The organism is Alteromonas sp. ABD4_190, from assembly GCF_056160105.1.
The window spans coordinates 3,015,602-3,027,510 of record NZ_JBSWWN010000001.1 but is presented as its reverse complement, the minus strand read 5'-3'; the positions used below and the strand labels follow the sequence as shown (position 1 = coordinate 3,027,510).

Genomic DNA, 11,909 nt, shown 5'->3' with positions numbered 1-11,909 from the left:
TAAAGCTATCAACGATAGGCAAATTAAACGCTCAACGCATACAAAAAAGAGGCTCGTTGCAGCCTCTTTTTTTGATACTTTTTTAGCGCCCTACAAGCTGTGTACTACCAACTTTTGTGGTCGTTCGCTTCTTTGGTCAGCTTCAACACTTCGGTCTTTGCCAGTCGGTCTTGCAGAGATTGTTTATTTTTAAAATCAAACAAAACAAGTAATGTCCCTAAACCACCCAATGATGCGACAAGGCGAATTAACAAACGCGGCCATGTCATAGGCTCTTCAACTGTGCTGTAGATTCGTAACCGCCAAGCACGCATGCCAAGCGTTTGCCCGCCTCTACGCCAAAACCACAAAAAGAAGCCCGCAATCCATAAGCCTACCCAGGTTTGAATAAGCAGTTTATAGCCAAAAGATGCCTGGATAAGGTCGGCAGGTTCAGCATAGCCTTGCAGGTCAAGGGCACCGTTTTTCAGCATAACCACCAGCGTTACTATCATCACCATGGCCGCACACATACCTACAGCAGTGGCTACTAATGTATCGTAAATCATGGCCAATAAACGTCTAACGAAGCCTGCTCTTTGCACTGGGTTGTTTTCGGCATCGTTTTTTTTAGCACTATCTCTGCCGATATTTTTAGAGTGATAAGTAGATTCAGCTCTTCGTTTCGCTTTTGTGTCGTGTTTTGCCACGCGTTTCTCTTCAATATTTTCTAGACAGTCTATATTTTGGCATATGTGCGTGATTGCTTAAACAGGCGCAGGTATCCTTAACGCCATTTTAAAGTTTTGCAGTTGCGGTTAAAAGTGATCGAATTTAAGTGTTCGAACATACAAAAAACCAAATCGACTTTAAGAGGAATAGTACATGTCTGTTTCGAATAAAAAGTCAGCGAAAGAGAAGTGTCGTCCCAAAGTCTCCTCAGAGCGCCTACGTCACCAAGCATGGATAGCTACGTCATTCTTGCTGCATTTTGAACAGGGTTCTAATAAATATTCATTGAAGTGAAACTTTGGTTTCACTTTTTTTGCATCCAATTCACTCGATGAATCGTTATATGGTTAAACACCACATAATGGACATCGAGTGTGACCAATACAAAATTAATAACGTTTTCTACTCTTAGTACACTTTGCTTTATACATCCACTAGCGTGGTCTTACGACGACCCCGAAGGCGATATCGAGCATATTCGAGTACGCGGTGACTCATCAGTAAAAGACGGGGAGTTTATTTCTGCTTCTCAGGGCTGGGTGTCGGGTGACACTATGATTGACCGCCCCATGTTACGCGCTGGTGAAATATTGGAGTTTATTCCGGGTATGATGGTGACGCAACATAGCGGTTCAGGAAAAGCCAACCAGTACTTTTTGCGCGGATTTAACCTCGACCATGGCACCGATTTCACGGTGAGTGTAGACAGTATGCCAGTGAATATGCGAAGCCATGGACACGGTCAAGGCTACAGTGACCTGAACTTCATCATTCCTGAATTTATCGACAACCTTAGCTACTTCAAAGGTACCTACTATGCCAACATTGGCGATTTTTCTAGTGCAGGCGGCGCGATTTTTAATTTGAGAGATTCTCTTGAAAACAACCAGGTATTCTTAGGTTTGGGCGAATATGGTTTTAAGCGCGCCGTTTCACTAAACCAGTTTGAAGCCGGAGAAAGCCGCGTTGTTACGGCTTTAGAATACCAAACCTATGACGGCCCATGGACTGATGTTGACGAAGACGTAAAAAAGAAAAACGCTCATATTCGATATATTACGCCAATGTTAGATGGCCAACTTACCATAACAGGCATGGCTTATGACAATAGCTGGAACGGCGCTGATCAGGTGCCAGAGCGTGCTATTCAAAGCGGCTTAATAGACCGCCTAGGCTCTATCGATACTCAAGTTGGGGGGGAGTCTTCTCGCTATAGCCTATCTGCAAACTACGCTAGCGACACATGGAACGCCTCTGTTTATGCCATAGACACTGAGCTAAGTTTATTTTCTAACTTTACTTACTTCCTCGATAACCCTGAGCGAGGCGATCAGTTCGAACAAGCTGATGATAGAAAAATCTATGGCGGTGAAATATTCACTACCCTCCCCCTTGCTATTACAGAAGGGAGCAGTGTTACCTTGGGCGGCCAGTGGCGCTTTGACGATATTGACAATGTGGGCTTGTATCGCACTCAGAATTTAACCCGGTTTGGCACCGTTAGAGAAGATGCGATAGAAAGTAACAGCTATGCACTTTTTGCTCAGTCCAATATTTTTCTAAACGATAGATTAAGCCTGTCGTTAGGCGGTCGTTATGATTATTTAGATGTTGACGTAGATAGCGATTTAGACGCCAACAGCGGTAGTGCTGACGATGGTATTTTTACGTTAAAAGCAGGCCTTAAATATTTGCTGTCTGAACAGCTCACCGCATTTGCCAATATCGGTCAAGGGTATCACTCAAACGACGCACGGGGTGCAACTATTACTGTAGATCCGGTAAGTGGGGATACAACCGAAACTTCACCGCTCTTAGTGAAGTCTCTTGGTTATGAAGCCGGGGTTAATTTTACCGATAACAGAACCTATAATGTTTCAGCTGCATTATGGCGACTAGAACTAGACAGTGAACTGGTTTATGTCGGCGACGCAGGCTTCACCGAAGCGAGCCGACCATCAGAAAGACACGGTATAGAAGTAAGCGCCTACTACTGGGTTAATCATCATGTAACAACTGACATTGAAGCTGCTTGGACAAAAGCAAGATTTAGCGACAGTGTAGAAGGCGAAGGCCGCCATATTGACGGTACAGTTCCGGGCATTGTGAGCGCGGGACTGACGTATTTTCAAAACAGCAACCAGCTTGGATTTAGTTATACGCTGCGAGGTCGTTATTTAAGTTCTCGCACGGTAGAAAGCTTCGATGAAGTTTCTCCGCCATCAACGTTTTTAATGAATGCACAGGTCGCTTATCGTCAGCCAATGTGGGACGTTACTTTAGAAGTGTTGAACGCACTTGATAGTGATGATCATGATATCGACTATTTTTATGCGTCGAGCCTTCCTGGCGAGCCTGAAGAGGGCATAGAGGATTTGCACTATCACCCGGTTGAACCAAGAAACGTTCGTCTTACTGTTTCCTTGAAATATTAACCGCGCAGAAGCTTTTAATGGTAATAGCGGCGCTGGCCCTTTTGGCGCCGCAATATTTTATGTGAATGTTTAAAAAGCGTGCTAGTTTAAATACTTAGAAGCAGCATTTTTCAATAGTAAGTCTCATTGTGAAAATGGTGCCATAACAATAAAAGGTAGGAGCAACGATGGAACATGAAACTTTGTTCCCTTTGCTGTGTAAAACAGCAGACGGTGACAAAAAAGCCTTCGCAGAGCTTTATAAAATAACCAGCCCACAGCTTTATGCAGTTGCGTTAAAGCTACTAAAGCGGCCAGAACTTGCCGATGAAGCCACACAAGATGCTTACATTAAAATATGGCATAACGCAGGCAATTACCAGCGGGGCAAAGGCACGGTGTTGACTTGGATGGTAAGCATTGCGCGCTATCGGGCACTGGACTTAATTCGCTATCACAATGTAAGAAACGAAGTTGAGCTAAACGATGATGCACCATCGGGAGTAGAAAGCTCGCAAAATATTAAATTGGGTGCAGAGCAAGCTAGACTAGCCGCGTGCTTGGATGAATTAGACGGCCCTCAGCGCCAAGCCATTCACTTAGCTTACGTTAACGGCATGTCTCACCAGGAAGTGGTGAGTCACTTGGCCTCGCCCCTTGGTACAATTAAAAGCTGGATAAGACGAGGCTTGCAGAGCTTGCAGAGGTGCCTGTCACTATGAATTATTTGAAAGAAGAACGACTTAATGCACTGGCAGCGGAATACGTTGTTGGTACCCTCAGAGGTAAAGCGCGCACACGCTATCAAAAGTTAATGATGCAATATCAAGCGGTGAGCGATGCAACGGCCCAATGGGAACAATATCTAACCGGCTTTGCGGAGACGCTCCCGCCTGTGACGCCGCCAGACAACGTGTGGGAAAACATCCAAGTAAAACTTGGACATAAAGCCGCTAACGACGCAAACATGGCTAGCGATACACAATCTTCCAGCAAGTCTGGCGAGGTTATCGACTTTGAGAAAGAAAAGCAGAAACGCTGGAAAAATTTATCGTTCATATCTACGGCTGCTGCAATGGTGTTAGCCGTACTGCTTTTTGTTATGAAACCTGTGCCTGCACCAGAGGTTTCCCATATCGCCGTAGTCAACAACGCTGATAACACGCCACTGTGGGTGATAGAGGTATCTGACACGACCATGAATGTTAAGGTTACCGATGCTTTCGTGGCTCTAGCAGACAAAGACTACGAGCTGTGGATGGTACCGGCAAACGGTGAAGCGCCAATTTCCCTTGGTCTAATGCCTGAAGCAAATGGAGATACAAGAGCAACACCAGATATACTGCTAGATCAAAGCATCGCAGCCCTGGCTGTTAGTTTAGAAGCGCCAGGCGGCTCGGTGACGGGTGCACCAACCGAAGTACTTTACATAGCGCCTATAGTGTCAGTTTAAATTTTCTAGCAAAAAACGACACATCTCAAGGCCACTATTCATGTGGCCTTCTTTACATTTAAACTTTCTATAAAAACTTTTTTTCAATTTTTTAAATTATTTTGCATCTAAAGCGAAGGCTCAGTCGTTTAACTTTTGAACTCATAAAAACAGAGAGACTCGACATGATCCAATTTAAACGCAAAACCTTGTCTTTGGCCGTTGCCGTAACGTGTACAGCCATAACAGCGGGCGCAGTCGCGTCAAGCCACCGAGAAGCACCGAACATTACCCGTCACCCAGCGCTTGATAGCACAGATTTTTACGCCTTCAACAGCTATGAACAAGGCCGTGAAGACTATGTGACTTTCATCGCCAACTATATTCCACTACAAGATGCCTACGGCGGCCCTAATTATTTTGCGATGGATCCGAACGCGCACTATGCCATCCATATTGATAGCGACGGAGACGCAGTCGAAGATTTAAGCTTTGTTTTCCAATTTAACAATATGCTCGCTGCAGACAACGAAGGTATTGCCCTGCCAATAGGCCCTGAAGGCGATCAAAAGATGGTGAAAGTGCCGCTTAAAAATGTAGGTGGGATAAGCGCAGATGATTCAAGCGCAGCGAATTTCTCAGAAATGTATAGCCTTACGATGGTAAGCGGTGACATGCAAACAGGTACGCGCACAACGCTAACACCAGCCATGGGTGATATGTTTAAAAAGCCCCTTGATTACATCGGTAATAAAACCTTTACCAGCGAAGCAGAATACGCGCGCTATGCTGAAAGCTTCATCTACTCATTCAACATTCCTGGCTGTGACGACATGGCCAAAGTATTTGTTGGCCAGCGCAAAGACCCCTTCGTTGTTAACCTAGGCAAAACATTTGACCTAGTAAACTATGTACCTGTTGAAGGCGACAGTGCACCGGGTGCAGGGGATGGCGAGGGCTTCCCTGGCGGCATTACGCAAAGCGCGATGAATGATGACTTAGTAGACAAAAACGTAACAGCCCTATCTATTGAAGTGCCAAAGGCTTGCGTTACGGGTGAAGGCAATGGCGTAATTGGTAGCTGGACGACGGCAAGTTTGCCGCAAGCGCGTATTTTGAACCCAGATGCCACCTTTGCTAAACCTGAAACTAATGGTGGTGCGATGACTCAAGTGTCTCGTTTAGGTAGCCCGCTAGTCAACGAGCTTGTTATTGGTATTGGCGATAAAGACAAATTTTCTAGCTCTCATCCAAGTGCAGATGGTCAGTTTGCAGATTATGTCACTCACCCATCGCTGCCAGAGTTGCTCAACATTCTGTTTAAAGATGCAGTGAATACTACACTGGGTACGGATATTGAGACCCTTGCACCTACTAACTTCCCGCGTATGGACTTGGTGACAGCCTTCCTTACTGGCTTCCCAGGTGTTAACCAGCAAGCAACGGTTACAGCGTCTGAAATGCTGCGCCTAAATACAGGGATCCCAGCAACTCCAGCGGAATCACAGTCTACCTTCGGTGTAGCAGGCGATGACTTAGCAGGCTTCCCGAACGGCCGCCGCCCAGGTGATGATGTGGTTGATATTGCCCTTCGCGTTGTAATGGGTCGTTTATGCTACCCCATTCCAGTTGCAGGCGAAGACACAGACCTTGGTCTTTGTGCACCTGAAGACGCGAGTGTAGGTAATGTACCATTCACTGATGGCGCGCCTGTAGATGCAAGTATGATTGATACGTCATTTCCATACCTAAAAACACCACTTGCTGGCTCTGAATAAGGAGATCCATCATGTCTACGAAGATTAGGTTATTTAATGAGCGCAGTGGTGCAACTGCGCCTAAAAAGCAAACGTCAGGTAAACGTCAACAACACCGTATGTGGATTGCTTCAGGGTTGGTATTAGCACTTTCAGGTTGTTTCGATAGTGACGACGATAACGACTATCAAGCCCCAGAAGAAAATGCTGCGCCGGTAGCCGTTGATGAAATGTTGACGACACAAGCGGATATTGCGATTGATGGCACCTTGTCAGCTACCGATGCCGATGGTGATGCGCTTACGTTCGGGCTTGGTGAAAACGGTACGTTAGGTAATGCAGAAGTTAATGCTGATGGCAGCTTTACCTACACACCTAACGCTCAGGTAACAGGAAGCGATAGCTTTACATTTACTGTTTCTGACGGTGTTAACCCAGAGGTTACGGCCACCATTAGCGTTACGATTGAGGCACAGCAGGTATCGCTTTCTAGCTATACCCGCGACGCCTTCAATCAAGCGCCAACGGATGATCCATTACCAATAAATGGAAGGGAGTTCATCCAAGATGCTGACGACTCTACATTTGATGACTTGTTGATAGACCAATAACACGCATCAAATAACAGGAGTTTGTTAGCACATAACCAGTGTCAACCGTAAAGCCAAGGACGGCTTTTTTTAAGGAAGTAGCAATGACGTTTATAAAGTACTCTGCTCTGAAGTTCATTTTGGCGAGTACATCACTAACCCTTTCGACTTTTTCAATATACGCTCAACAACAAATCCCTGATATCAATGCTGTCATAGCAAGCTGGGAGCCTGAACAGTTATCAGTAACAAGCTTGAATGAAGCAGAAAAAGTGCTGTCATCAAGTCGTTATATTTCCGCAAAAGGAAACGAAAGAGAACGGGTGGCTCGCTTCGCCAACTCTATGCGAGCAAACTTCACATCGTTAAATGCTGGGCAACAAGAACGCCTAGTAATCTTAGAGGCTCGCTTGTTACAAGGCACTCATAGGTTCGAAGAAGCCAAGCAACATTTAAAACAAATTGCCTACTTTCGCTCGCCGGCCGCTTACTTACTTATGGCTGATATTGCCACGCAACAAGGTGATGTTAAAAAAGCAAAAGAAAACTGTGAAAGACTGGTAGGGAAGACGAGTTTTCTCATTGCATTTACTTACATGGTAAACGCAGAGTTTTCCCAGAACGCTCAAGCGAGGCTGCTTCAAAAACTGAAGGCCTTTGAAACTTATACCAGTAATGCTCGGCCTTCTGAACGCCAGTGGTTTTATGAAGTACTTGCGGATATGTCACTGCAGCTTGGTTACCCTGAAGCAGCGCTTGAGTATCTATCACAAACAGAGTTTGAAAAGCTTCCTATAAGTGCCCTGTTAGTATGGGCAGACGCTAGTTTTCAATTAAGAAATTATGAGGCTGTTACCTCCACGCTCGCCCGCAATGTACCCGATATCAAAAAAGCAGATGACGGCTTGCTTTTGAAATGGGCTATCGCAGAACGTGCCCAGGGTATCACGTCCTCAACGGTGCAATCTCAACTGTCAAAAAATATGGAAATTAGAGTGTGGAGAGAGGATAGCTCGCACGCGGCACAAGTTGCCACCTACTTTTTAGAGATAGAGAAAAATTACCCGCAGGCCCTCAAGTTTGCTGAAATCAATTGGCAGTACGCCCAAGCATTAAGTGACAAAAAGCTTTTAGAGCGTGCCCGCAAAGCTAATGGTGAATCAACCAATGCTTAGGTCTTCCAACCATTTCAGCGAACGAACCATGATGAGACTTGTTGTATTTTTTTTAGTAGCAACTTTTAGTTTTCCAGCCCTTTCTCACGAGCTAAGCAACGGTTATTTAACCCTTAAAAATGATTCTGGCGAGACACTTTCAGGCGAGCTTTTGCTAAAACCCAAAGACATAGGGCAAGCTGCCGGACTCGATACCAATAATGACGGCAATCTGACATGGGGTGAAGTTAAAAGAAACCACAATCTAGCGAATGATTACATTCAAAATCACCTAATAATTCGTGGTAGCGAGACACGGTGTACAGTAAGTCTTGCATCACCTTCCGTACGTGACATATCTGCGGAGTCATTATTGGTATATCCACTTTCGGTGAATTGCGCTTTTTTAAACGAAGTGTCTGTACGTTACACAGGTATAGTGAGCGATTTTCCTACACATAAACTGCTTACTTCCATCACCCTTAATGAACAAACAAGTGTGCATGTACTAGATAGTGAGCAAACTTTCGTATCTGTATCCCCTAAAAGTAGTCATTGGATTTCGCAGTTTAGCGAAATGGTTTATCAGGGTATTTGGCACATTTTTATTGGGTTAGATCACATACTATTTTTAGTCGCCACATTGCTGACCGTTAACTTACTTAGAAAAAGTAAACGTTGGGTAAAAGAAAAAAGTATCAAACGGATCGTAAAAAGCACTGTGATTTTGGTAAGCACTTTTACTTTAGCGCACTCAATTACGTTGACCCTTACAGCTCTTGATTTAATAACGCTTAATAGTCGTATTGTTGAACTAGGCATTGCGATTTCGGTGGCCATTACTGCACTAAATAACGTGTACCCCGTTATCATGCGCTTGGGATTTGTTACTTTTGGATTCGGCCTACTTCACGGGATGGGATTCGCGAGTGTGTTTGGCGACCTGAATGCCCAATCTGGCAGCTTAGTGATGAACGTGCTTGCATTTAATTTAGGTGTAGAAATAGGTCAACTTGCCATAGTTGCACTGCTACTTCCCATACTTATCCTACTTAGAAACGTCAGGTTATATTCGAAAGCCATTATGCCAATTGCATCATCAATTATTGCGGTTATAGCGATTAACTGGACGTTGCAGAGATGGTAGCAGCGGCACACCTAGTTATTAATTGAGAGATAAGAGTAAGCTTATACTGAGTGACAAAAAATAAGAAATGACTAAAGCGGCGCGCGCCTTTGGACAATCTTTCGGCACTTAGCCATAAAAAGCACAAAAAGTTGTTGTATAGGCGCGCCGCATCGCTATAATGCCAAGCATCAACACCACGTTGATATCTATACACAATGCCAGTGTGATGGAATTGGTAGACATGGCGGATTCAAAATCCGCTGCTAGCGATAGCGTGGCGGTTCAAGTCCGCCCACTGGTACCATCTCTTCTTTTTGAAGTAGATACTAAAACCGACCTTTAAGTCGGTTTTTTTGTTTCTTGAATTAATTCAATAATTAAATCACAAATTTTTCACGGTTGTAGCAGGACAGACTAAAGTGACTGTCAGATTTACCAAGCTACCAAAGCCACTCAGCTACCTTCATCAACTGAACTCCAGTAGCCGTGACTAGCATCGCATACCTCAGAAAAATCATTTACCAACTTCATGAATTTATTGGTAAAAGTATCCAGCATAACTGTCTCACCTCTATTAACAATCTCTGTCCATAAATCGAACTTTAGATATTCATAGGTAAGCCACCATTTGCTTTGTGGAAAACGGCTGTATCCACCTGACACTCCAAGTTGCCGTAACTTTTGCTGAATCTGGGCTTCAGCTACCACTTGACCAAGATTTACGCTTTCATTCCTACGAACAACACCTATTGTTACTGGTGGGTTAAAATCTGAGGCATTAAATTCAAGAGCAATAGATAATGCGTTTGACTTATTATAAATTCTGAATGGATACCCCCACTTTTTACTCAACTTACCAAAATCGTAGCTAACCTCCCATCCATCAGGTAAAAATATTGAAACTCTTTTTTGAAGCTGATCAAAAAAAGACTCCATTTGTTGACTTTTTAAATCTGGAAGTTCTCTAGACACTTTTAATGCCGTAGTTAAAAAGCGTTGTTTTTCTTCAACAGAGACGCTGTCTAAGTATTCCTTTAACGTCATCACTTTACTCCGATAAGTACCTGTTAGCTTATGAACCACTTCCATGTATTGTTTAATTGGAAAGGATAAATTTTGGAGATTCCCAACCTCATTGAGGCTTTTCTCCAGCCATTGTATTATTGAGGGATGTTGAACACTTGAGTAATACAAATTTGAGTAAAAGACTGTGTCAGCACTATTTGTCAATTCTGTCTTTTCGGCATTTAGACGATAATTGCCCAAGCTATATTCGCTTGGTTCAGGGCGATCTATCGTCAAATAAATCACCCAGATATTTATTTCTTCAACATCGCTATTTTGCTCATTCACATAACTAATGTATCGAGCAATCTGATTGGGCTGATCACCAGCATAAATCTTATTTTCTACAATGATATGATTCGCCCCATCTGTGAGGTATATATCAATGTTTTCATGTTCTCTGTGGACACTTGCTGAGGCCAAATCAAAACTAAAACGACTTGGCTTGTAGAGTGATAAAAATATTTCCAAAAATAAGGAGTCTTGGTAATGCAAGCCTTTGGGATTTAACAACGACGCAATAAACCTTGAATGAAGGCGGACTTCATCCCCTTTGTTCAAGAGCGTCGTGAAAAGATTAAAATCATTCAATCCTCTACGCTTCTGTTTCGCCCGGTAATCTTGATACTCCTGAAAAAGAAAAGCCATATCTGAATATGCCTTATCATTAATACTTTTCTGCACAAATTCCCCAAAGTACATCGAAATTAGCGCCTAAACACAACGCGAATCAGGTTAGTACTGTTAATTTCATCACTACTTCATACATTTAAACAATCTCAATTTCCGAGCTTAGAAGCGCTCATATGCCTTTTTTTGAAAGACATCTACTGTTTTACCTTCTTCTACTTGAGATTAAAACCCCATACATTCGAAACTATGCACTTAATCTAGACAGGCATGTGTAAAGGTTTAAGCAAATAAATTGTAAGTAGAAGGGTTCTAAAAGAAAAAAACGTTAGTGAGGTAAAAACTGTATAAAGACGATTTAAATGGCCTCATCTTATCCTCGTATTGGTATCTTTTGGGTTTACCAACATAAACTCATATCAAAATCTATACTATTATCTCAAGCCTCATATAGCAGTGTAGGAATTGCCGACAGCAACTTCAGCCACATTGATGTTTGGGAATCAGAAAAAGTTTACCTTCCTGAATGTCCAACGCTTTTTGACTCTGAATATCAAGCGCTACCTCGCGGGAGAATTTTATTTGATAAGAAAAATAACACTTTTAGCATGTTCGCCGATAGAAAAATTGTAAGAAGTAAGCACTACAGACAAATGATCATAAACGCCTTTTCTCTACAGGCGCAAAAATGCATATGGAGAACAGACTCTCACTATGTTGTTTTCAGTTAAGGGATTAAAATAAAGCTTTATCCCAGCAAAAGTAGATAGACTAAAGTGACTGTCAGATTTACCACTCGCTAAGCAGTGCGGTATATCAATATCAATGATTGAACAGCATTACAGTCACGTGCTCCCAAAGATATTTGGCAATCAGCTTTTAGGTATTGAAATGGATGAGATCAAACAGGACAAAGACAGAATCGTACTGTCACTGAAAGAGCCGTTGCGTCTTACACTAAGAGAGCTAAAGAATGGGAAGCTAATTATCAACTTCGGGGGTGCATATAATGGCCAACCATTCCCCA

The 11,909-nt window shown here is 43.3% G+C and carries 10 protein-coding genes and 1 tRNA gene; 9 read left to right on the top strand and 2 right to left on the bottom strand.

Annotation, left to right across the window (positions count from 1 at the left end; translation table 11 throughout):
- Positions 1-104: 104 nt before the first annotated feature.
- Positions 105-548, bottom strand: a complete 444-nt coding sequence (locus ACXAFM_RS13250; RefSeq protein ID WP_474830587.1) for an RDD family protein — start codon at positions 546-548, stop codon at positions 105-107.
- A 555-nt stretch (positions 549-1,103) separates the two neighbouring features.
- Here ACXAFM_RS13250 and ACXAFM_RS13245 point away from each other — a divergent pair.
- From ACXAFM_RS13245 to ACXAFM_RS13210, 8 genes are all read left to right on the top strand, one after another.
- A complete protein-coding gene (locus ACXAFM_RS13245) occupies positions 1,104-3,146 on the top strand; it encodes a TonB-dependent receptor (RefSeq protein ID WP_474830585.1) in 2,043 nt (680 codons plus the stop codon).
- A gap of 167 nt (positions 3,147-3,313) precedes the next feature.
- Positions 3,314-3,847 carry a sigma-70 family RNA polymerase sigma factor gene (locus ACXAFM_RS13240; protein ID WP_014980195.1) on the top strand — a complete coding sequence of 178 codons (534 nt, stop codon included), beginning with the start codon at positions 3,314-3,316 and terminating at the stop codon, positions 3,845-3,847.
- Entirely contained in the window at positions 3,844-4,578 is a 735-nt protein-coding gene (locus ACXAFM_RS13235; RefSeq protein WP_474830174.1) for an anti-sigma factor, read from the top strand. Before ACXAFM_RS13240 ends, ACXAFM_RS13235 begins: the two co-directional genes overlap by 4 nt.
- A gap of 164 nt (positions 4,579-4,742) precedes the next feature.
- Positions 4,743-6,335, top strand: coding sequence for a DUF4331 domain-containing protein (locus ACXAFM_RS13230; protein ID WP_474830172.1), 1,593 nt, complete (start codon positions 4,743-4,745; stop codon positions 6,333-6,335).
- 11 nt (positions 6,336-6,346) lie between these two features.
- Complete coding sequence (locus ACXAFM_RS13225; RefSeq protein WP_474830170.1) at positions 6,347-6,925, top strand: Ig-like domain-containing protein; 579 nt, start codon at positions 6,347-6,349, stop codon at positions 6,923-6,925.
- Positions 6,926-7,008: 83 nt separating this feature from the next.
- Positions 7,009-8,079, top strand: coding sequence for a hypothetical protein (locus tag ACXAFM_RS13220; RefSeq protein ID WP_474834882.1), 1,071 nt, complete (start codon positions 7,009-7,011; stop codon positions 8,077-8,079).
- A 28-nt stretch (positions 8,080-8,107) separates the two neighbouring features.
- Positions 8,108-9,205, top strand: coding sequence for a HupE/UreJ family protein (locus ACXAFM_RS13215; RefSeq protein ID WP_474830166.1), 1,098 nt, complete (start codon positions 8,108-8,110; stop codon positions 9,203-9,205).
- 199 nt (positions 9,206-9,404) lie between these two features.
- Positions 9,405-9,491, top strand: a tRNA-Leu gene (locus ACXAFM_RS13210).
- Between the two features lie 149 nt (positions 9,492-9,640).
- Here ACXAFM_RS13210 and ACXAFM_RS13205 read toward each other — a convergent pair.
- A complete protein-coding gene (locus ACXAFM_RS13205; RefSeq protein ID WP_197040348.1) occupies positions 9,641-10,936 on the bottom strand; it encodes a PDDEXK-like family protein in 1,296 nt (431 codons plus the stop codon).
- Between the two features lie 308 nt (positions 10,937-11,244).
- Between ACXAFM_RS13205 and ACXAFM_RS13200 the strand changes: the two genes are divergently transcribed.
- Positions 11,245-11,613, top strand: a complete 369-nt coding sequence (locus ACXAFM_RS13200) for a hypothetical protein (protein ID WP_156078784.1) — start codon at positions 11,245-11,247, stop codon at positions 11,611-11,613.
- The last annotated feature ends 296 nt before the right edge of the window (positions 11,614-11,909 follow it).

Coding starts and splice junctions, on each gene's coding strand:
- ACXAFM_RS13200 (WP_156078784.1), top strand. CDS start 11,245: ATGGCCTCATCTTATCCTCGTATTGGTATCTTTTGGGTTTACCAACAT.
- ACXAFM_RS13220 (WP_474834882.1), top strand. CDS start 7,009: ATGACGTTTATAAAGTACTCTGCTCTGAAGTTCATTTTGGCGAGTACA.
- ACXAFM_RS13250 (WP_474830587.1), bottom strand. CDS start 548: ATGATTTACGATACATTAGTAGCCACTGCTGTAGGTATGTGTGCGGCC.
- ACXAFM_RS13240 (WP_014980195.1), top strand. CDS start 3,314: ATGGAACATGAAACTTTGTTCCCTTTGCTGTGTAAAACAGCAGACGGT.
- ACXAFM_RS13215 (WP_474830166.1), top strand. CDS start 8,108: ATGATGAGACTTGTTGTATTTTTTTTAGTAGCAACTTTTAGTTTTCCA.
- ACXAFM_RS13225 (WP_474830170.1), top strand. CDS start 6,347: ATGTCTACGAAGATTAGGTTATTTAATGAGCGCAGTGGTGCAACTGCG.
- ACXAFM_RS13235 (WP_474830174.1), top strand. CDS start 3,844: ATGAATTATTTGAAAGAAGAACGACTTAATGCACTGGCAGCGGAATAC.
- ACXAFM_RS13230 (WP_474830172.1), top strand. CDS start 4,743: ATGATCCAATTTAAACGCAAAACCTTGTCTTTGGCCGTTGCCGTAACG.